The 21,260-nt window shown below is 37.6% G+C and carries 16 protein-coding genes, 1 other RNA gene and 1 pseudogene; 9 read left to right on the top strand and 9 right to left on the bottom strand.

Annotation, left to right across the window (positions count from 1 at the left end):
• The first annotated feature begins 69 nt into the window (after positions 1–69).
• Positions 70–609 (top strand): hypoxanthine phosphoribosyltransferase, encoded by a 540-nt coding sequence (gene hpt, locus A1D25_RS03280; RefSeq protein WP_157394271.1) that lies wholly within the window; start codon positions 70–72, stop codon positions 607–609.
• A gap of 94 nt (positions 610–703) precedes the next feature.
• Complete coding sequence (locus A1D25_RS03275; protein WP_157394270.1) at positions 704–2,830, top strand: transglycosylase SLT domain-containing protein; 2,127 nt, start codon at positions 704–706, stop codon at positions 2,828–2,830.
• A 21-nt stretch (positions 2,831–2,851) separates the two neighbouring features.
• Here the strand turns inward: A1D25_RS03275 and ffs are convergent.
• Positions 2,852–2,948, bottom strand: an RNA gene (gene ffs / locus A1D25_RS03270) — signal recognition particle sRNA small type.
• Between the two features lie 170 nt (positions 2,949–3,118).
• Between ffs and A1D25_RS03265 the strand changes: the two genes are divergently transcribed.
• Together A1D25_RS03265 and cmoB are read left to right on the top strand one after the other, a co-directional pair.
• Positions 3,119–3,991: an acyl-CoA thioesterase gene (locus tag A1D25_RS03265; RefSeq protein ID WP_157394269.1), complete on the top strand. Its 873-nt coding sequence runs from the start codon at positions 3,119–3,121 to the stop codon at positions 3,989–3,991.
• 704 nt (positions 3,992–4,695) lie between these two features.
• Complete coding sequence (gene cmoB / locus A1D25_RS03260) at positions 4,696–5,661, top strand: tRNA 5-methoxyuridine(34)/uridine 5-oxyacetic acid(34) synthase CmoB (protein ID WP_157394268.1); 966 nt, start codon at positions 4,696–4,698, stop codon at positions 5,659–5,661.
• On the opposite strand, the gene A1D25_RS03255 is transcribed toward cmoB, so the two are convergent.
• Together A1D25_RS03255 and A1D25_RS03250 are read right to left on the bottom strand one after the other, a co-directional pair.
• Positions 5,658–6,095, bottom strand: a complete 438-nt coding sequence (locus A1D25_RS03255; protein ID WP_420825101.1) for a PNPOx family protein — start codon at positions 6,093–6,095, stop codon at positions 5,658–5,660. The two genes, cmoB and A1D25_RS03255, sit on opposite strands and share 4 nt — an antisense overlap.
• Before the next feature lie 19 nt (positions 6,096–6,114).
• Entirely contained in the window at positions 6,115–6,681 is a 567-nt protein-coding gene (locus A1D25_RS03250) for a UbiX family flavin prenyltransferase (RefSeq protein ID WP_157394267.1), read from the bottom strand.
• Positions 6,682–6,783: 102 nt separating this feature from the next.
• On the opposite strand from A1D25_RS03250, the gene ttcA reads away from it, so the two are divergent.
• Both ttcA and xthA read left to right on the top strand, forming a co-directional pair.
• Positions 6,784–7,734 (top strand): tRNA 2-thiocytidine(32) synthetase TtcA, encoded by a 951-nt coding sequence (gene ttcA / locus A1D25_RS03245; RefSeq protein ID WP_157394266.1) that lies wholly within the window; start codon positions 6,784–6,786, stop codon positions 7,732–7,734.
• Between the two features lie 56 nt (positions 7,735–7,790).
• Entirely contained in the window at positions 7,791–8,594 is an 804-nt protein-coding gene (gene xthA, locus A1D25_RS03240; protein ID WP_157394265.1) for an exodeoxyribonuclease III, read from the top strand.
• 89 nt (positions 8,595–8,683) lie between these two features.
• Here the strand turns inward: xthA and A1D25_RS03235 are convergent, their stop codons facing one another.
• Complete coding sequence (locus A1D25_RS03235) at positions 8,684–10,336, bottom strand: putative transporter (protein WP_157394264.1); 1,653 nt, start codon at positions 10,334–10,336, stop codon at positions 8,684–8,686.
• Positions 10,337–10,535: 199 nt separating this feature from the next.
• On the opposite strand from A1D25_RS03235, the gene gltS reads away from it, so the two are divergent.
• The 3 genes and pseudogenes from gltS (at position 10,536) to A1D25_RS03225 (ending at position 14,810) form a co-directional block, all read left to right on the top strand.
• The gene (gltS, locus tag A1D25_RS03230) at positions 10,536–11,753 is read left to right on the top strand and encodes a sodium/glutamate symporter (protein ID WP_157394263.1); all 1,218 of its coding nucleotides are present in this window, start codon (positions 10,536–10,538) and stop codon (positions 11,751–11,753) included.
• A 361-nt stretch (positions 11,754–12,114) separates the two neighbouring features.
• A pseudogene (locus tag A1D25_RS11250) lies at positions 12,115–12,204 on the top strand (adhesin); the annotation flags it as partial.
• A 152-nt stretch (positions 12,205–12,356) separates the two neighbouring features.
• Positions 12,357–14,810 carry an autotransporter outer membrane beta-barrel domain-containing protein gene (locus A1D25_RS03225; protein WP_157394262.1) on the top strand — a complete coding sequence of 818 codons (2,454 nt, stop codon included), beginning with the start codon at positions 12,357–12,359 and terminating at the stop codon, positions 14,808–14,810.
• Positions 14,811–14,971: 161 nt separating this feature from the next.
• On the opposite strand, the gene pyrD is transcribed toward A1D25_RS03225, so the two are convergent.
• The 5 genes from pyrD to glnD all read right to left on the bottom strand — a co-directional run bounded on the left by pyrD (position 14,972) and on the right by glnD (position 21,187).
• The gene (pyrD, locus tag A1D25_RS03220; protein WP_157394272.1) at positions 14,972–15,979 is read right to left on the bottom strand and encodes a quinone-dependent dihydroorotate dehydrogenase; all 1,008 of its coding nucleotides are present in this window, start codon (positions 15,977–15,979) and stop codon (positions 14,972–14,974) included.
• 77 nt (positions 15,980–16,056) lie between these two features.
• The gene (locus tag A1D25_RS03215) at positions 16,057–17,007 is read right to left on the bottom strand and encodes a ribose-phosphate pyrophosphokinase (RefSeq protein ID WP_157394261.1); all 951 of its coding nucleotides are present in this window, start codon (positions 17,005–17,007) and stop codon (positions 16,057–16,059) included.
• Between the two features lie 25 nt (positions 17,008–17,032).
• Complete coding sequence (gene ispE / locus A1D25_RS03210) at positions 17,033–17,887, bottom strand: 4-(cytidine 5'-diphospho)-2-C-methyl-D-erythritol kinase (protein ID WP_157394260.1); 855 nt, start codon at positions 17,885–17,887, stop codon at positions 17,033–17,035.
• A complete protein-coding gene (gene lolB, locus A1D25_RS03205; RefSeq protein ID WP_157394259.1) occupies positions 17,887–18,519 on the bottom strand; it encodes a lipoprotein insertase outer membrane protein LolB in 633 nt (210 codons plus the stop codon). Before lolB ends, ispE begins: the two co-directional genes overlap by 1 nt.
• Positions 18,520–18,601: 82 nt before the next feature.
• Positions 18,602–21,187, bottom strand: coding sequence for a bifunctional uridylyltransferase/uridylyl-removing protein GlnD (glnD, locus tag A1D25_RS03200; RefSeq protein WP_157394258.1), 2,586 nt, complete (start codon positions 21,185–21,187; stop codon positions 18,602–18,604).
• Positions 21,188–21,260: the final 73 nt, after the last annotated feature.

The following is a 21,260-nucleotide window of genomic DNA, read 5'->3' as shown; positions in this document are numbered from 1 at the left end:
GGGGTTTGTCATCAGTCTGTCTAATTCTCTTGAATTAGGTTTTTTTTTTCGATAAAAGAAGCTAAGATTATGAAAAAACATCACATCGAAACACTTATTACTACTCAAGAAGTACAGCAACGTATTGCTGAATTAGCCAAAGAAATTAACCATTATTATCAGCATAATCATTGTGAAAGCCTTGTCGTTGTTGGGCTTTTGCGCGGTTCGTTTATGTTTATGGCGGATCTTGTTCGTCAGTTAAATTTACCTGTTGAAGTTGATTTCTTAACGGCATCAAGTTATGGAACGGGGACGGAATCTAGTCGTGATGTAAAAATTCTGAAAGATTTAGATGGAGAAATTAACGGTAAAGATGTATTAATTGTCGAAGATATTATTGATACAGGTTTTACCCTTAATAAAGTGCGTGATATTTTAAAATTACGAGAGCCACGTTCTGTTGCCATTTGTACCTTATTAGACAAACCATCTCGCCGAGAGGTTGATGTACCAGTGGAGTGGATTGGTTTTGCTATTCCTGATGAATTTATTGTAGGCTATGGTATTGACTACGCACAACGCTATCGTAATTTAGATTACATTGCAAAAGTTGTAATGGACGAATAATTTGCAAAAAATTGTATAAAACAGACCGCTTGGAGCAACTTCAAGCGGTTTTTGTATTCTAAGACTATTCAATAGTTGTAGAGAGGATAAAATAATGTGGCAAAAAACATTTCTAGCATTATGGCTAACATCAGCCGTGACAATGGCGGCGAATGTAAATCAGGTATCGACCCCAGAAAAAATCGTACAAGATAAACAACAATGGTTAGCAGAACAGAAAGTGCAACAACAGCAATTACGCAAACAGCGTGAAAATTTTTTGATTGTAGAATCGTTATTACAAGCTGCGATTAAACAGGGCAAGGTATCAGCCCAAACATTAGCACTCGCTGAAAAATTGGTCGATAGAAACTATCCCTTACAGGAAGAGATAGATTGGCTTTTCTTCAAAGCCAAAATATTAAGTGACGGAGCAAATGAGGGACAAAATCGAATTGATTGGACTGTTCAATTTAGCCAAAAATACCCTGAAATTGCGAAACGTAATCAACTTTCACAACATATTTTTGAGCATTATTACCAACAACAAAAATTTGCAGAGCTGATTGCGTATGCAGAGCGTAACCCTGCACAAACATTGCAAAATCATTGTCGGTTGTTTTCTGCACAGTATCAATTATTGGCAGAGAAAATCGCACCAAATCCAGAGGCTGAGCAGGCAACAAATAGTAGTTCCAATTCGCCTGAGTTAGCCCTGTTATTACAGAAATTCGATGAATTTTGGGTAAATAGCCCTGAAATTGAGCCAAACTATTGGAAGAATAATGACAAGCTCCCTTCAGAATGTAATGGAATAGCCGCTTTTTGGCGAGATCAAGGTTTTTTAACCGATGAAAAAATTAAGAGCCAAGCGGTTGGATTATTTAAACAAAATGCAAAACAAGGCTTAGCATATTTATCTTTAAATTATTCAAAGCAAGAATTATCAAGCTGGTTTAATGATGTTAAAAATTTACTTGATAATGTTAGCTATTTGCCAATGTTTATACAAAACCAACCGCTTGATCAGTGGAATAAAACCATTGTACTTGATTACTTTCCTAAATTTATTCGCACATTATCAGAGCAGCAAGAACAACCTAGTTTCGAAATGTATCAACAATGGGCAGAAAAATATCAACTCACTATTGATGAACTAAAAGAATGGAAGGTCAGTTTTATTAGTCGATTATTCGATCATAATGATCCGATTTTCCAACTTTGGCGAGATGAGCAGTTGCAGGAACTCAAGGTGGATAGTTTAACTGAACGCCGTTTACGTTTAGCTATTCTACAAAAAGTGGAGCTAAAACCTTGGTTGGCGTTATTGTCTGATGAGGCTAAAAGCAAACAAGAGTGGCGTTATTGGCAGGCAAAAACAGAGCCTACTCAAGAGCAACAAAAGCTGTTGGGAAAATTAGCTCAAGAGCGTGGCTTTTACCCAATGTTAGCGGCTAATCAGCTAAATCAACCTTATAAATTAACGTTACCAACTAATCCAAGTCTTACTGAAACACAGTATGCTACATTCAAAGCACCTTTAGATCGTATTGCGGAATTACGAGAGTTAGCACGCTTTGGTTCAGCAAAACTCGCGTGGGTAGAGCTACTTAAAGCGGTGAGTTTTGACGAAAAACTGGCATTAACACAGTATGCGACTCAACAAGAGTGGTTTGATTTGGCGGTGGAAGGTACGATTCAAGCGAAAGCGTGGGATTACATTAACCTACGCTTGCCAAATGCTTATGCTGATTGGTTTGAGATCAATTTAGCGAATAAAAAAATTCCACAAAGTTTTGCAATGGCGATTGCCAGACAAGAAAGTGCTTGGAATTTCCAAGCTCGCTCTCACGCTAATGCGATGGGCTTAATGCAGTTATTGCCAAGTACCGCAAAAGCAACAGCGAATAATGCAGAGTTACCATATAGTAATGAGAGAGAACTATTTGAGCCTTTTCAGAATATTATGTTAGGTACGGCACATTTAGCGGAATTAAATGAAAAATACCCGAATAATCGTATTTTAATTGCAGCCGCTTACAATGCGGGGGCAAGTCGAGTAGAGCGGTGGCTGCAGCGTGCAGACGGCAAATTGGCAATGGATGAATTTATTGCAACAATTCCATTTTTAGAAACGAGAGGTTATGTTCAAAACGTGTTGGCTTATGATTTTTATTACCAAACACTATATGGAAAAGGCGAGAAAAAAATGTTTAATCAGGAAGAACAGAGAATATACTAAATAAAGAGAAAAAAGGTGGGGCGTTTTCAGCTAAATCTCGGCACACAGAAATTTCAATTCTGGCTGCTTTCTTCCGAACCTGACCAAGTAAACTGAACACCATTGCGAGGAACCAAAAACGCCCCATTGGATTACATCTAACGATGCAAGGACTGGGATTATAGTTTTTTATCTTTGCAAATACAAGAAAAAAGCAAAATAAGCGGTTTGATTGCGTTAATTTTTTGCAAAAATACCTAAAACCGCTTACAGTAATAATATTCACTTTTTCATATCCTAGGAGCTACTATGACTATACCAACAACGCATTCAGCACTTTCGCACCTTATGCAACTATTGACGTTAGAGCGTTTAGACGATGGTCTTTTTCGTGGAGAAAGTGAAGACTTAGGCTTCCCCCAAGTATTTGGCGGACAAGTTGTTGCTCAGTCATTAATGGCTGCAATGCAGGTAGTAGAAAATGGACGAGAGCTACATTCTTGCCATACTTATTTTGTCAGAGCTGGAGATGCTGCATACCCTATCATCTATGAAACGGAAATTTTGCGAGAAGGGAATAATTTTACGCTAGTAACTGTCAATGCCAAACAGCATAATGAGATTATTTGTCGTGTAATGGCATCTTTTCAGAATCAAGAAAGTGGTTTTGAACATCAAGTTACAATGTCACATTTTGATGTTGAAAGTTTTTATTCAGAAAATGATTTAATTCAATCTTTAGCGTTGATGTTACCTTCACCATTGAGAGAAAAATTTTCTGCAGAACGCCCATTTGATGTACGAATAAAATACCCTAATGACCCTTTTAATGGGCATAAACTTCCGCCAAAACAAGAACTTTGGGTAAAAACAAACGGAGTTGTTCCCGTCGATAATCATCGCTTACATCAATGTTTATTGGCTTATTTCAGTGATTTCCACTGTATCTTAACGATGTTACACCCCCACGAATGTGGCTTTATGCAACAAGGTCTGAAAATTGCCACTATTGACCACAGCATTTGGTTTCATCGCCCGATAAATTGGAATGATGGGCTATTTTTCTCACTCACAAGCCCCAATGCTTTTGGGGCTAGAGGGCTTACGCGTGGTGAGGTTTTTGATAAAACAGGTAAATTATTAGTGAGTTACCAGCAAGAAGGGCTTATTCGAGTGTTATAAAATATTTTTTGATTTTATGTAAATTTAGTTGCAATCATTTTTTTTTTTTTTACACTAGGGAAGTTTTGCAAGCATCAATTGGTTTATGAAGTTTGTAGAGCATCATAAAAAATTATTCATTAGAAATTATTCATAAAAAGCTTTAGGGCTAGCTTACCACTAGTCCTTTTTTTTATTCTTATTTTTCAATCGTATCTTTCTTTCTATTTTTCAATCGTATATATCCTTCTATTTGAATAGTAATTACTTTTCTTGAATATTTTGTATTAATTTTTGTAAATTTAGTTGCAATCATTTTTTTTTTTTTACACTAGGGAAGTTTTACTGATTCTAATTCTAATAGGTAAAATTCCTAATGCAAATAACACTTGGCTAGTTGAATACTAGCCTTTTTTGCCCTACGATTATCCAATTCTATTTATTATGTAGTTTCCATATTCCCACTTCGTCTGCCAATTTAGTGGTGTGTATTTTTAAGATAGGAATAACTCATCTCTTTTGTAAATTTAGTTGCGTTTTATTTTTTTTTTTTTAGAATCGGGAGGTTTTGTTAGGGATAACAGCGATTCCAAATAAAACACCAAAATTTTATTCATAAATATTTGGCTAGCTAACCACTAGCCCTTTTTTATTTTGCAGGATTTGCAAATTTTCGTTAGAATCCCACCGCTTTTATTCCTTTACATACAGTATTTTAGAAATTTATGATCGATTTTCGCCCTTTTTATCAACAAATTGCAACCACTTCACTTTCAGCTTGGCTTGAAACACTTCCTTTACAACTAAAACAATGGAAGAAACAAGCTCACGGGGATTATGCGAAATGGGCAAAAATTGTGAGTTTTTTACCCGATTATTCTGCTGAAATTGATTTGCGAGAAAAGGTTGAGGCAAAACTAGCCTCACCATTAAGTGAAGGGGAAACTCAACACTTAGTTTATCATCTCAAACAGCTTATGCCTTGGCGTAAAGGACCATATCATTTATATGGTGTACATATCGACTGTGAGTGGCGTTCTGATTTTAAATGGGATCGTGTTTTACCCCATTTATCACCACTGAAAGACCGCACTATTTTAGATGTTGGCTGCGGAAGTGGTTATCATATGTGGCGAATGGTGGGCGAAGGTGCAAAAATGGTCGTTGGGATCGACCCAACAGAGCTGTTTTTATGCCAGTTTGAAGCGGTCAGAAAACTGCTAAATAACGATAGACGAGCAAATTTAATTCCACTCGGCATAGAACAAATGCAACCGCTACACGCTTTTGATACCGTATTCTCAATGGGCGTTCTATATCATCGCAAATCGCCCCTAGACCATCTTTCACAACTCAAAAATCAACTTGTAAAAGGTGGGGAATTGGTGTTAGAAACGTTAGTGATCGATGGTGGGGTAAATGATGTGCTTGTGCCAGCAGACCGTTATGCCAAAATGAAAAATGTCTATTTTATTCCGTCTGTGGCAGCTTTAATCAATTGGTTGGAAAAAGTTGGCTTTAAAAATGTACGTTGTGTTGATGAAGCAGTAACAACATTGGAAGAACAACGCAAAACTGATTGGTTGGAAAATGAGTCTTTAATCGACTTTTTAGACCCGAACAACCATTCTAAAACAATCGAAGGTTATCCAGCCCCCAAACGAGCAGTCATTATTGCGAATAACCCTTAGGTAAATTCTCGCTGCCAAATCGTTTTTTGAGCAAACATCAATTTATTTGTGGTGTGTTTGATAAAATCTAGGCGGATTTCCCACACATCACTTTTCATCAATTTAGCAACGGGGAATTTAGCGGTATAAGCTAAAATTGCTTGTTGCTTTTCTAATTTATCCTCTAACAGTTGAGCTGTTGCCCTAAATTGAATACCTTCGATTTCTCGAATATTCTCGGTATGACGACTAATCGTGCCTGCAATTTGGGGATTCGCTAACATCAATTTTCCGTGTTGTGTGGTTTGATTCGTGAAAATAATGAGACGAGAAAGCTCGTCATCAAACACATAAAAACAGTTGGCACACCAAATTTCCCCTAAATGTTGGCAGGCTAAACTAACAATATGCTGTTGTTGGATAAACTCTGTAATAAGCGGTGGGATTTTTTGCATAATTTGTACCTAATTTTTCTTATTTCCCTTCCCAACGGGGCATATCAATAGATAAATCAAATTGATCTAACGCTCGACTAACGCTATGGGTAATAATTTCATCAACACTTTGTGGTTGATGATATAAGGCTGGAACAGGGGGGAAAATAATACCGCCCATTTCTGTCACTTTTCGCATATTATCTAAATGGGTGAGATGTAATGGGGTTTCTCGAACCATTAACACTAATTTTCGGCGTTCTTTTAAGACAACATCAGCCGCACGAGAGAGTAGGTTGTCGCTAAACCCGTGAGCGATGGAAGCTAAAGTTCGCATTGAACAAGGTGCAACCAACATTCCCAACGTTTTGAATGAACCGCTTGAAATACTCGCAGCCACATTTTCACTGTGATGAACTACGTCAGCTAGCTCAAGCACTGATTCGGCGGAAATCTGCGTTTCATATTGGCGAGTGAGTTCCGCCCCTTTAGACATCACCAAATGCGTTTCAATATGGGGAATTTGGCTTAATAATTGCAAGGCTTTAAAGCCATATTGAAAGCCACTTGCACCACTAATCCCAATAATTATGCGTTGAGTTGTCATTATTCTGTCCTAAATGAGTGAAAAACTTGAAAAAGCCTAAGAAACGTTTACTATGTTGAGCTTTTCAAATTATGAATATCTCAACACAAAATTTTTCACATTATGAACCAAGAGTCGCAACAAAACACGCAAAAAGAGAAAAAAATTGCATATAACTTAAATAAATTACAAAAACGTTTACGCCGTAATGTTGGCAATGCGATTGCTGATTTTAATATGATCGAAGATGGCGATAAGGTAATGGTTTGTTTGTCTGGCGGTAAAGATAGCTATACGTTATTGGATATTTTGCTGAATTTAAAAATTAATGCACCGATTCATTTTGATATTGTCGCAGTGAATTTAGACCAAAAACAGCCAGGTTTTCCAGAGCATATTTTGCCTGAATACTTAAATAGCATTGGCGTGGAATATAAAATTGTCGAAGAAAATACTTATGGCATTGTGAAAGAGAAAATCCCCGAAGGGAAGACAACTTGTTCGCTTTGCTCTCGCTTGCGTAGAGGGATTTTATACCGTACTGCCACAGAACTTGGTGCGACTAAAATCGCATTAGGGCATCATCGTGATGATATGTTAGAAACCTTATTTCTGAATATGTTTTACGGTGGTAAATTAAAAAGTATGCCGCCTAAATTGATTAGTGATGATGGCAAACAAATTGTGATTCGCCCTCTAGCGTACTGTAAAGAAAAAGATATTGAAAAATACGCTCAGGCTAAAGAATTTCCGATTATTCCTTGTAATTTATGCGGTTCTCAACCAAATTTACAGCGTCAAGTCGTTAAAGAAATGCTACAAATGTGGGATCGTCAATATCCAGGTAGAATTGAAACAATGTTTAGTGCTTTGCAGAATGTAACCCCTTCTCATTTATGTGATCCTAAATTGTTTGATTTCAAAAATATTCAGCGTGGTGCTGTACTCGAAGGTATTGAAGGCGATATTGCTTTTGACAAAGCAGAAATTCCAACAACCCCAATAGTGCAAGATGAAGATGATGTAAATGATTATACGGAAAATGGAATCATCAATTTTAAAGCGGTAGAGTAGCTTTGCAAAAAAATCACTAAAATAGACCGCTTTACACAGGCGGAAAAGGACAAATAATGAAATTTATCTCATTTAATATCAATGGTTTGCGGGCCAGACCACACCAGTTAGAAGCACTGATTGCAAAACATCAACCTGATGTTATCGGTTTACAAGAAATTAAAGTCGCAGATGAAGATTTCCCTTATGATTTAGTTTCACATTTGGGGTATCACGTTTTTCATCACGGGCAAAAGGGGCATTATGGCGTAGCATTACTGACTAAAGAAAAGCCACTTGCTGTGAGAAAAGGCTTTCCAACAGATGATGCTGATGCACAAAAACGAATGATTATGGCGGATATTGAAACGCCATTTGGGGTATTAACGGTGTTAAACGGTTATTTCCCACAAGGCGAAAACCGTAGCCACGAAACAAAATTCCCTGCAAAAGAAAAATTCTATGCAGATTTACAGCACTATTTAGAAACAGAACTAAACCCAGAAAACCCAATTATCATAATGGGGGATATGAATATCAGTCCAACAGATTTGGATATTGGTATTGGCGAGCAAAACCGTAAACGTTGGTTGCGTGATGGTAAATGTTCGTTTTTACCTGAAGAGCGTGAATGGTTAGGGCGTTTACATTCTTATGGTTTAGTCGATACTTTCCGAGTAATGAACCCAAATGCGGATGATAAATTCTCGTGGTTTGATTATCGCTCAAAAGGGATTGAAGATAATCGTGGCTTACGCATTGATTTGGTGCTAGCGACACAATCTTTGGCGGAAAGATGTGTGGAAACAGGTATTGATCTTGAAATTCGCACAATGGAAAAACCGTCCGATCACGCACCCGTTTGGGCTGTGTTTAAGTAATATTAGACTAATTATAAAACGACTAAGCGGTATGGTTTTGCAAAAAATTTACAGAATCATACCGCTTTGGTTATTTGGGGTTAGGCAATTTAGCCTACACCCCATAATATAATTGCCAGTAATTGTGGCAAAATAATTCGACAGAACATCACTAATGGATAGACTGTAGCATAAGAGAGTGAAGCTGCACCGTTTCCATCTTTAATTGCATTAGCAAAAGCAAGTGCTGGAGGATCGGTCATTGAGCCAGCGAGTAAGCCACAGAGTGTAAGGTAATTCAACTTGCCATAAATACGAGCGATAACGCCTGTCACAATTAACGGAATAAACGTGATGAGTGCTCCGTATCCGATCCAAGCTAAACCATCATTACTGAGTAAGGTATTTAAGAAATTACCACCTGCTTTCCAGCCAACAACGGCAAGAAATAACACAATACCGATTTCTCTTAGTGCAAGATTTGCACTAGGGGGCATAAACCAATAGAGTTTACGAATACTTCCAATACGAGCTAAAATCAAGGCTACCACTAATGGACCGCCTGCTAAGCCTAATTTAAGCGCAACAGGAAAACCTGGAATATAGATTGGGATAGAACCCAGTAAAACCCCTAGCCCAATACCAATAAAGATAGGTAACATCTGTACTTGTTGTAATTTTTGTTGAGCATTACCGATAATTGCCATTACAGCTTCAATATCCTCTTGGCGACCGACTAAATTAAGCACATCACCAAATTGGAGTGTCATTTCACCCGTAGGGATAAGTTCTATCCCCGCACGATTAAGGCGAGAGATGACCACATCATATTTACCTTTCAGCATTAATTGACGAATTTTTTTACCAAAGACTTTTTCATTGGTAACAACTGCTCGTTCGCTACGAAAGTGCGTTCCTTTTGTAGAAACTGATGTATCAACCATTTCCCCAATAATCAGATGCATTTTGTTTAGAACAGCTTTTTCTCCTACCATATGTAGAATATCGCCTACATAAATTTGTGTATCAACTTTAGGTACAAAGAGATCATCTCCTCGTTTTAAGCGAGAATAAACCACATCGTGTAAATCAAAATCAGGGAATTGTTTTAATGTTAAACCATTAAGGTTGGGATTGGTGACCCGAACATTTAAGGTGCTTAGCCCTTCTTTCTTGTTATTCTGCGTACGGTCAAAGTCGTCAGCTTCTTTATCTACATTTATTTTGAATAGGATACGAATAACCCACATAGCCAATAAAATACCTACAATACCGAATGGATAAGCAATAGCATAGCCCATACCCATTACGGTGGTATCACTGCCTAATTCGGATAACACTTGTTGCCCAGCCCCAAGTGATGGAGTATTGGTTACTGCTCCAGAGAAAATACCTAAAATAACAGGAAGTGGTACATCAAATAATTTATGTAATAAAACAACTAGCAGACCGCTGATTGCAACAATCAATAGTGCAAAGCCGTTTAATTTCAGCCCCGATTGGCGAAGTGATGCGAAGAACCCAGGGCCGACTTGAATACCAATGGTGTAAACGAATAGGATAAGTCCAAATTCTTGGATAAAATGAAGTGTATGTGGGTCAAGTTTTATCCCAAATTGTGTCATAAAGTGAGAAACGATTATCCCTCCAAATAATACGCCTCCTATGCCTAGACTAACACCTCGAACTTTAATATGCCCAATCCATAGCCCTAATATAGCGACTAAAGATAATAGGCTAACAGTTAATGCAATTTCGCTCATATAGCCTCACAATTAAAAATAAACTGGGCTTATTCTAACAAACCTAAATGATAAAAAATGCGATCTAACTCAAAGAAATGAGAAAACTAGCGACTAGATTATAGAGATTTTTTACTCACTAAAGGGGGCAATTTTGACAGGTATTAGTAATTCTTATAGAATTAGTCGCTTTCATCAATATAAGTTATAGGAAAGCATTATGCAATCTATTGTGTTAAATGGATACCACACGCTAATTGCTGCAACTCTTGTGTTGTTAATTGGACGTGTTTTAGTCAGCAAAATTAAATTTTTACAAGATTTCAACATACCAGAGGCTGTTGCAGGTGGTTTAATTGCGGCATTTGGAATTTTCTGTTGTTATCATTTCTTAGGAATTACTTTCCAATTTGAATCTTCATTACAAACAGCATTTATGCTCGTTTTCTTCTCATCAATTGGGCTTTCAGCCGATTTCTCTCGATTGAAACAAGGTGGTAAACCTTTAGTGGTTTTCTTAATTGTAGTGAGTGTTTTTATTCTGATTCAAAATGCTGTTGGAGTAACGTTAGCGACTGCATTAGGGCTTGATCCTTTGATGGGGTTATTAACAGGTTCAATTACCCTAACTGGTGGTCACGGAACAGGGGCGACTTGGGGGACTATTTTTGCAGAAAAATATAATATTACGGGTGCAGTAGAAATGGCGATGGCATCCGCTACATTTGGTTTAGTTGCAGGGGGGCTAATTGGCGGCCCTGTGGCTCGCCGTCTAGTAAATAATATGAAAATTTCTCCAGTTAAACCGCAATCAGCAAAAGTTGATTCTACTGAGAAATATGGTGGCGATACTTTTGAAGATATTGATAATGTTCGTTTAATTACCGCAACCTCAGTGATTGAAACAACCGCATTATTTGCAGCTTGTTTAGCCTTTTCTTCAGTAATGAAAGATCTCTTCCCAAATAGTGGATTACCTCAGTTTGTTTGGGCGTTAGGATTTGGAGTGTTATTGCGTAATGTATTAACACTGGTATTTAAATTCGATATGTTTGATCGTGCGATTGATGTATTTGGTAACGCTTCATTGAGTTTATTCCTAGCGATTGCGTTAATGAGTATTAAATTATGGGAATTATCAGGTTTAGCAAGCTCAATGCTCATTATCTTGTTAGTTCAAACGGTGGTAATGATCTTATATGCTTATTTCGTGACTTATCGTGTGATGGGTAAAACTTATGATGCTGCCGTACTATCCGCAGGGCATTGTGGCTTCGGCTTAGGTGCAACACCAACCGCAGTGGCGAATATGCAATCCGTAACAGAAACTTTCGGTCCTTCGCATAAAGCATTCTTAATCGTACCGCTTGTTGGTGCTTTCTTTGTTGATTTAATTAACTTAGGTGCAATTACCGCTTTAATTGGATTTTTAAAATAAATTTAAAGATATATTTACATATTTAACATTAAAGTAAAGCTAAATTCGATATAGTATCGGGTTTAGCTTTTTATTTTTCGAATGGTTTGTGTAAATCTAATACTATATTTACCTATTTAGGAATATAATTTGACTGCGTTCAAATATTTAAAAATTCAGATTGTTGACAAAGTTTTTTTCATTTGGACGAACTCAGTACATTTTTCCAAATAAAGTTATAATTAATTGGAAAATAAACTATTTTGTTGTGTAGAATAGAGTGTGTTCGTTTATTAAATATAAAATCTTTGCCATCAGTCTGAAATTGAACGTATTATTTTGCATTTTTATTTAGGAGATTTAGTTTTATGAATTTACACTTTCTAGCAAGCAAGCAAGCAAGCAAGCAAGCAAGCAAGCAAGCAAGCAAGCAAGCAAGCAAGCACTGAAGAAAAAGGATGTGTTGTTATAAACACATCGAAATTATCTCTCGCAGCGACAATCGTTGCCATCACACTTCTTTCCCTTCAAGCCCAATCACTTTATGCAAATCCTATAACAACAACCGATAGCTGTGGTGATGGTTGTACTCGTAAAATTATTAGAGATGAAGATACTAGTACTGTGAAAGTAGATGTTTCCTCTACAAATAATAAAGAGCATATTTCAACTATTTATTCATATGGCGAAGGATTTAAAAATGTTGAAATAAGCAATTCAGCACATATTGTCGGAGGAAATCTTCAATATGGTGCTGTTGGGCTATTTCAATCTCCTGAAGGTACTGAAACTCTGAAAGTAGAAAATACGGGGGCTATAGAGGCGTATATTCTAGCTGGAGGTACACCGGTATTTACCGAAGTGAGTAAAAAGTTTACATTAAAAAATAAAGGTAAACTTAAATTAAATATAAATTCTGAACTTGGTTTTGTGATTAACGGAAAGAACGAAACTGAATATTTTATTGAAAATATTGGTGAAAATGCATTATTTGAAATTACTGATGTTTCTGGATTTAGTATATTCAAGGGTAAAGCTGCAAAAATTAAGAATACAGGAATAATTGGTACCAACGTAACTATAGATGGTATTGAGAATGTATACATTGAAAATGCAGGAACTATTAATGGAAATATTTTTATATATCCTGATAATGGTTCTTTCCATTTGAAGTCATTAAAAGGTAGTAAACTGTCGTCTCTCATAGACGTATATACTAGCAATAATACAGTGGAGTTAGAAAATGGCACAGATATTTCAGATGAAACTATGATAACTGTGGGGTCTGGATATATAAGTTTTGGTAATGATTTAGTTATGAGAAATAACCATCTCAAAATTAACCAAGAAGTAAGAATAAAGAATTTGGGAGATTGGGAACCCAACGCTAATAGGATGTTCAACTGGAATAAGTTTACTTTAGGTGAGCAAGGTAAAATAATTTTAGTTGATCAGCTTGGTTCTATTAGTTCTAATATTATAGCCGAACAATTTACAAACAATGGCATTTTATCTCTTGACCCTACCAAATCTTCTGGAGACATAAAATATAACCAAACCCTTAATAATGGCATTTTTGACCTTACTGAAGGCAGTCGTGATCCTGCACAAACTTTAACCCTGTATGGCGATTATGTAGGCGGTGAAAACTCAAAACTGCGAGTGGATAGTAAATGGAATAACCCCGATGTACAAGAAAATGATCAGCTAATTATTAAAGGTAAAGCGTCTGGTACCACGAAAGTTGAAGTGAAAGATGTAATTGCTGGCGATGTCATTCGTAGCAGTGTCGAAAAAAATGGCGGTTGGTCGAAACCTGTTGTTATTGTTGAACAAGGCGATGAAGGAAAAGTAGTCTTTACAGGCACTGCTAATACACAAGGTGCTGAAGAAGCTCAACTTGCACGCCGAGAAAATGGTAGTGCAACGGAATATACTTGGGTGTTAAATGCACAAGTCACTCCAGTAATGCCACAACCAGCAACCCCAGTCGTACCGCAACCATCTCCTGTGCAACCAAGCCCAGCAATACCAAAACCAAGTCAAGCAGCACAATCTAACCCAGTGGTTCCTCAACCAAATTCAACAATGCCACAAATTACGGCTCCGAGTATTTATGCTAAAACGGTGGCGGGTTATGTGCAAACTAACTTTATCAACCGAGAAATTGGTTTAGCACAGTTAGGTCGTTTATACGAACGTGTTGGTGAACAGCAATTACAAAATGTAGGTAAACCAGCAGAGACTCTAAATAGTTGGGGCAGAACTCGTTTTAGCGAAGGAGTATTGCAGGGTAAAAACCGTTTTGGTGTATCAAGCAATCAAGGCTTAGTTCAAGTTGGGCAAGATGTTGCTGTTAAAGAATTTGACTCAGGTTATGCCCGTCAAGGTTTAATGTTTGGCCATAGTTGGGCAAATAACCAATTCTACGACAAATTCCGAGCAGAAAATGGAATAATTACTACGGATAAAGCGGTCGGTAAAGGTAAAACAAAAGCATTTTCTTTAGGGGCTTACCATACTTATTATGGTAACGACAATAGCTACTTAGATGTTGTGGCGAATTTGTCGTGGTTAGAGAATAAGTACTTTAGCACACAAACAGCTCTCCAAAGTGGTTTTGGAGCAGGTGTGAGCGTTGAAGTAGGTCGTTCTTATTCATTAAACCCACAATGGCGAATTGAACCACAAGTACAATTAAAAGCTCAGTATCTTACATTGGGCAGTGTAAATGATGGTGTCCGTAAAGTGAAAGCTGATGACAACATAAGTGTACAAGGTCGTGTAGGGATGCATATAACAAATAATCAACTGTATTTATCGACAAATCTTGTTCAAGATTTAACGCCAGCGGAAACAACAGTGAAGATTGGGCAGAGTAGCGTAACAGAACGTTATAATGCTACTCAGTTTGATGTCGCTTTAGGAGGAAATGTGGCATTAAGTAGAGACAAAACCTTAGCCTTATATGGAGAAGCAAAATATAGCCGAGCATTAGGTGGAAGTAATAAAGTATTTAGCCATCGAAATGGTAGAGAAAATTACACTGCTCAAATTGGTGTACGTTTCCAGTGGTAACGACCTAATTCTCGTCCATTACACCAAATCTTTCCCTCTCCCGCAAGCGGGCGAGGGGGATTCTGCAACTGCTACATAATATCGTGTACTATAAGGCTTTAACCCACTTTTTAGCACCCATTTTGTCCATTACACCAGTTATAGCTGCTCAGATTGTTAGCTTAATTGCTTAAACGTATATTTCTCACTAATTGCTCAATCAATTTAGGCCCTTGATAAACCATCGCAGAATAAAGTTGTAATAGGCTTGCTCCAGCGTCAATTTTTTCTTGTCCCGATGTAATTGAATGAATGCCTCCACTACCGATAATTGGGAGCTTTCCTTGTAGTTCTTGGCTAAGTTGGCGGATCACTTGAGTACTTAATTGACAAAGTGGTTTTCCACTTAGTCCACCTTGCTGCTCCGCATTGGGTAAACCCACTACGCTTTCACGAGATAACGTCGTATTTCCTGCAATTACCCCATCAATTTTGTGTCTAACAAGACTATCAGCAACTGAAGCTATTTCATCATTATTCAAGTCAGGTGCAATTTTCAATACAAGCGGTTTATAGCAACCATTTTTTTGCGAAAGAGCCTGTTGTTCTGCTTTTAAGGCTTGCAGTAAATCATCAAGAGCTTCACCGTATTGCAGAGAACGTAGGTTCTTGGTATTCGGCGATGAGATATTTACGGTAACATAGCTTGCATAAGAATATACCTTGCGTAAACAGATAAGATAATCATCAAGGCTATTTTCAATAGGTGTTGTCGCATTTTTACCTATGTTAATCCCTAATATGCCGTTATATTTTGCTTTTTTAACATTCTCAACGAGTACATCAACACCTAAGTTATTGAAACCATTACGGTTAATAATACCTTCGGCATCAAGTAAACGAAATTGGCGTGGACGTGGATTTCCATCTTGTGCAACAGGTGTAACCGTTCCCACTTCAATAAATCCAAAACCTAATTGAGCAAAGCCATCTATTGCTTCTCCATTTTTATCAGCACCTGCCGCTAAGCCAATCGGATTTTTAAAGGTTAATCCCATCACATTAACAGGATTATCAGGTAACTTATGGCAGTTTGGAAGATAGCCTAACAGCTTTAAGGCTTTAATGGAAAAATGGTGTGCCTGTTCTGCGTCCATTGCAAACAGGGCTTTACGAATTAAGGGATAAATCATTTGCAAAAAATTCTCGCTATCTGACCGCTTGATGTAAAAAAGCCCAATCATTTGACTGGGCTAAATAATAACAATTAGTGACTAAACATTGCCGAAATAGACTCTTCGTTGCTAATACGGCGAATTGCTTCAGCAAGCATTCCTGAAAGAGTTAATACGCGTACTTTATTTAAAGCACGAATTTCCGCTGAAAGTGGAATAGTATCGGTAATCACAATCTCATCTAAAGCATCATTTGCAAGATTTTTTGCCGCTGCACCTGAGAATACTGCGTGAGTTGCATAGGCAAATACACGTCTTGCACCACGTTCTTTTAATGCTTCTGCCGCTTTCACTAGCGTGCCACCAGTATCGATCATATCATCAACTAAGATACAATCACGTTCAGCAACATCACCAATAATGTGCATTACTTGTGAAACATTCGCTTTTGGACGACGTTTGTCAATGATTGCCATATCTGCATCATTTAATAATTTAGCGACCGCTCTTGCACGAACAACACCACCAATATCAGGAGATACCACGATTGGATTCACAAGATCGGTTTTTTTCAAAATATCATCAAGTAGAACAGGTGAACCAAATACGTTATCCACAGGAACATCAAAGAAACCTTGAATTTGTTCAGCGTGTAAATCGCAAGTTAATACGCGATCCACACCAACACTTGATAGGAAATCAGCAACGACTTTAGCGGTAATCGGCACACGAGCCGAACGAACACGACGATCTTGTCGAGCATAACCAAAGTATGGAATAACAGCCGTAATACGCCCTGCCGATGCACGACGAAGAGCATCAACCATTACCACAAGTTCCATTAAATTATCGTTAGTTGGTGCACAGGTTGATTGCACAATAAAAATATCCCCACCACGCACATTTTCATTGATTTGTACTTGGATTTCTCCGTCACTAAAACGACCAACGGTTGCGTCGCCAAGGGAAATATAAAGACGTTCAGCAATTCGTTTTGCTAATTCTGGTGTAGCGTTTCCTGCGAAGAGTTTAATATCAGGCATTGTTGGGGAACCTCTAGGTTATAAATTAAGCGTTAGGAAATAAATTCAGTTTTTGGTGTAAAGGAGAAATGTTCTGCCCTTTTGCCACAAAGCCTTCAATATGCTTTGGTTTCAGTGCAAAAACCTTTAATGCTTCTTCTTTACTATCAAACTCGGCGAATACACAAGCACCTGTGCCAGTTAGCCGAGATGGTGCGTATTGTACCAACCAAGCGAGTAGATCATCAACCTCTGAATAATGATCTCGAACAACTTTTTCGCAATCGTTTGCCCAATTTGTTGTTAATAATTCCGTTAAACTCCGTTTTGGTGTATTTCGGGGTAAGTCTGGGTGCTGAAAAATCAAGGCTGTTGAAATAGAAACATCAGGTTTTAGCACCACATACCATTTTTCAATAGGTTGGCATTGCGTCAGTTTTTCACCCACACCTTCAGCAAAAGCAGCAAAACCTCGCACAAAAATCGGCACGTCAGCACCAAGAGATAGACCAATATCTGCCAGTTGCTCTAGGGATAGCCCTGTTTGCCATAATTGATTTAGTGCGACTAAAACAGTGGCGGCATTTGATGATCCACCACCGACACCTCCGCCCATTGGTAATCGCTTGGTTAGGCGGATTTTTGCCCCAAGAGAACAAGCGGTCTGTTGTTGTAAAAGTTTTGCAGCTCGATAAATTAAATTCTGCTCAATAGGTACGTTCTCAAGTGTTTCGGTGAGAATAATTTCAGGATCTCGGTTGATCTCAATCTCAATATCATCACCAAAATCTAAAAACTGAAATAGCGTTTGCAATTCGTGATAGCCATCTGCCCGCTTGCTCGTGATATATAAAAATAAATTGAGTTTAGCTGGACTAGGAAAAGAAAAACGTTCGGTCATTAGTAAGCCCAGTTATCAATACGAATTTTTAGGGTCTGTTTACCATTTTCAAGCACAATTAGCTTAGGCAGATTAGGTTGGCGATCTTCGTGATATTCAACAAAAGTGGCTTTCCAAACTGTGCCATTAACAGGGTAGTCAAATTGCGATAGCTGGCGTTTTTCATTCACAATATAGTTAGAATGTTTTTCAGGCTGACCTTTAACCCAGTAAGCAAATTGATCGATAGGGAAAGATACACCGATAATTTCTTTCATTAGCAAATTGATATCGGATTCAGTACGGCTGCGCCCCTCGCTATCTGAAACGGTCATTCCAAATTGATTACGTTGCAATTTTAACGATTTACTTGAAAGATTTGATGACATCGTCAGCCCAAAATTCGTTGGCGTTTTATATTGCCAATCAAAATGCGAGGAAAAACGCTCTTCAGGCGAAATATAGCCAAATTGCCCTTTGGCTGAATAGCCTTTAATTTGTTGTAATTGTGATAAATGTTGCTGCCATTGTGGATCGTTGTGAGAAATCGCAATTTCTGGTTTCGCCACTTCTGTAGGGGCATCATAGATAGAGTTACAGCCTGCAAGTGCTATGAAAGTAGAGAGAGAAAGGAGTTTAGTTAGTTTTTTCATTATGCTGTCCTATTAAAGAATCTGTATTAGTATAATTGAAGTAGAAACATAGAGATAAATTTCTTATTCCTAATATAGCAAATTATTTAGTCAATTCATCTAATAATTGTTGTTTTAATTGAGCTTTTTCCATCTCATCAAGTGCTTTTCCTTGTGAATTAGTTACAACAAAAAAATCTTCTACTCGTTCACCTATCGTTGTGATTTTTGCATTAACTAAATTTAGCGAGCGTTGGTTGAAAATATTACCAATTTGAGCCAAAAGACCTTCTCGATCTAAGGTAAAAAGCTCAAAAGCGGTATGATTTTTCTGAGAATTAGCTAAAAAACGGATTTTCGTTTTACGTTTAAACGATTGATGTTTAATCGGTTTTTTAGCTAATTTTAACGGCTTTTGCTCAGTTTGAGTTAATGTCTTTATCAATGCTTGATGAATGTCGTAACTACGCTCATCACTTAAAGGTTTACCGTTACTTTCAGTGATAATAAAACTATCCAACACTCGCCCATTTTCTCCCGTAATAATTTGAGCATCGTGAATGCTGATTTTTTTCTGGCTTAGTGTATGTGCAATTCTGGCAAATAATTGTGGTTGATCATCACAATGCACAAAAATTTCCGTTGCTCCTCGTGCATATTGGTTACTGACAAGAACCATTGGTAACTTTGAATGATGCAAATAACGCTCTGCGTGCCAGACAAGCTGTGTCGGGCTATTGCGGATAAAATAGCTATTCGGACAAGTTTGCCAAAATGCGATAAGTTGTTGATGTTCCGTCTCCGTTAAGCTCCGTTGTTGAGTCAATTGTGCAAGAGCTTGTTGGCGATGTTCCATTTCAATTTTTTGATAATCAATAGATTGTTCATTACCAATCGCCAGTTGTTCTTGAGTAAATTGAAAAAGTTTACGAAAAAGTGACCGCTTCCAGTCATTCCATAATGATTCATTCGTTGCACAAATATCAGCAACAGTTAGGCAAGTTAATGCGGAAAGAGCGGTTTGATTACCAACAATTTTTGCAAATGCTTTGACGACTTCAGGATCGTGAATATCTCGGCGTTGTGCGGTAATTGACATCGTCAAATGTTCTGCCACAAGCCACACCATATAATCAGTATCGGATAGGCTAAAGTTGTGCTGTTCGGCAAATTGACGCATATCTATTGCACCTTCTACTGCGTGATCGCCTTCTCGACCTTTCGCAATATCGTGAAATAACGCCGAAAAATAGAGCAATGGTAAATTTGGTAAGGCGGGTAATAATTCGCAACAAAGTGGGTGATTTTCTTGGTTTCGGTTATCTAAAAAACTCTCTAGTTTCAACATTACACGAATAGTATGTTCATCAACGGTATAAATATGGAACATATCAAATTGCATTAAACCTTCAATACTTTTCCATTGGGGTAAATAAGCTGAAAGTACGCCAAACTGATGCATTGGTACGATAGCTCGTTTTACCATATTAGGTTGCTGAAATAGCTTGATAAATCCTTGTCTTGCTAATGGATCTTCACTTAATGGACGTTGTAATTTGCGTAAGGAAAGACGTAATTGACGTAACGTATGGGTATCAATAGTGGCTTGTGGATATTGAGTAAGATGTAAGAAAAGCTCCAGTATAGTATGTGGTGTTTGTATAAAACAGGCAGGATCTATGCAATAAATAGAACTATTTTGTAGAATAAATGCGTGATCAAGCGGTTGTTTCTCTACATTTTTTTGCAACATTTTTGAGGTATGAAGATGCTCTTGTTCAAAACTATCTAATAATAACTGACTAAGCTGAGAAATAGACTGTGTTGCTTGGAAAAAGGTTTTCATCATTGCTTCAACAGGCTGATTGCCTTCACCTTGATAACCTAACTGATCGCTTAGTTGTAGCTGTCGATCGAAACGCAAGCGGTTGTCGTAACGTTTAAGCTGTAAGTGCAAAGCGAAACGCATTCGGAACAATACTTTTTCAGCCTGTTGTAATTCTTGATATTCTTCAGGATATAAGATTCCTTTTTCTAGTAGATGTTCTAAACGATAAACACCATATTGGCGGAGCATTATCCACGAGAGTAAATGGAGATCACGCAATCCACCAGGGCTATGTTTTAAATCAGGCTCAAGATTGTAGCTTGTATTGTGATAACGTTCGTAACGAGCTTGTTTCTCAGCCATTTTTGCGTAGAAAAAATCAGAAATAGCCCAAAAATCAGGTGCGTGAAGTTGTTCAAACAGTTGTTGCCAAAGTTTAACATTCCCAATAATAAAACGGCTTTCTAGCATATTGGTTGCAACGGAAATTTCGCTTTTACCAATAGAGATACATTCAGCTAAAGTTCGGATACTTGTTCCTAACTGTAATTTACAATCCCACAATAAATTAAATAACTCATTTAATTTTTGTTGAGTAGGCTCATCTAATGTCTGTTCAGCTAATACTAAAATATCCAAATCAGATAATGGAAACATTTCACGCCTGCCATATCCACCTACTGCGACTAAAGCTAAATCAGATCGCTCGTGAAAACCATATTTTTTCCATAACTTTTGCAAGATGTCGTCATAGAAATCACTGCGTTCGTGGAGTAGTCCAACAACATCAATTGGACTTTCAGTAAAACGAGTTTTCTGTGCAAGGGAAAACTCAGCTAATGTTTGTTTTAAGTTGAGCATATATTGTATAAATTGATATTGCGATGATGAACAAGATAAAGGTATTAAATTACCTCAGATTATTGACAACGTC

This window comes from Ursidibacter arcticus (genome assembly GCF_009761375.1).
In the GTDB taxonomy this organism is placed as follows: Bacteria; Pseudomonadota; Gammaproteobacteria; order Enterobacterales; family Pasteurellaceae; genus Ursidibacter; species Ursidibacter arcticus.
The sequence above is the reverse complement of the archived record's forward strand: the minus strand, read 5'-3'. Positions and strand labels throughout refer to the sequence as shown.

What these genes read in the sequence shown, in the direction of transcription:
- A1D25_RS03215 (WP_157394261.1), bottom strand. Translation starts at nt 17,007, where the DNA reads ATGCCTGATATTAAACTCTTCGCAGGAAACGCTACACCAGAATTAGCA.
- hpt (WP_157394271.1), top strand. Translation starts at nt 70, where the DNA reads ATGAAAAAACATCACATCGAAACACTTATTACTACTCAAGAAGTACAG.
- A1D25_RS03250 (WP_157394267.1), bottom strand. Translation starts at nt 6,681, where the DNA reads ATGACAACTCAACGCATAATTATTGGGATTAGTGGTGCAAGTGGCTTT.
- A1D25_RS03235 (WP_157394264.1), bottom strand. Translation starts at nt 10,336, where the DNA reads ATGAGCGAAATTGCATTAACTGTTAGCCTATTATCTTTAGTCGCTATA.
- ispE (WP_157394260.1), bottom strand. Translation starts at nt 17,887, where the DNA reads ATGACCGAACGTTTTTCTTTTCCTAGTCCAGCTAAACTCAATTTATTT.
- lolB (WP_157394259.1), bottom strand. Translation starts at nt 18,519, where the DNA reads ATGAAAAAACTAACTAAACTCCTTTCTCTCTCTACTTTCATAGCACTT.
- A1D25_RS03265 (WP_157394269.1), top strand. Translation starts at nt 3,119, where the DNA reads ATGACTATACCAACAACGCATTCAGCACTTTCGCACCTTATGCAACTA.
- ttcA (WP_157394266.1), top strand. Translation starts at nt 6,784, where the DNA reads ATGAACCAAGAGTCGCAACAAAACACGCAAAAAGAGAAAAAAATTGCA.
- xthA (WP_157394265.1), top strand. Translation starts at nt 7,791, where the DNA reads ATGAAATTTATCTCATTTAATATCAATGGTTTGCGGGCCAGACCACAC.
- A1D25_RS03275 (WP_157394270.1), top strand. Translation starts at nt 704, where the DNA reads ATGTGGCAAAAAACATTTCTAGCATTATGGCTAACATCAGCCGTGACA.
- glnD (WP_157394258.1), bottom strand. Translation starts at nt 21,187, where the DNA reads ATGCTCAACTTAAAACAAACATTAGCTGAGTTTTCCCTTGCACAGAAA.
- cmoB (WP_157394268.1), top strand. Translation starts at nt 4,696, where the DNA reads ATGATCGATTTTCGCCCTTTTTATCAACAAATTGCAACCACTTCACTT.
- A1D25_RS03255 (WP_420825101.1), bottom strand. Translation starts at nt 6,095, where the DNA reads ATGCAAAAAATCCCACCGCTTATTACAGAGTTTATCCAACAACAGCAT.
- gltS (WP_157394263.1), top strand. Translation starts at nt 10,536, where the DNA reads ATGCAATCTATTGTGTTAAATGGATACCACACGCTAATTGCTGCAACT.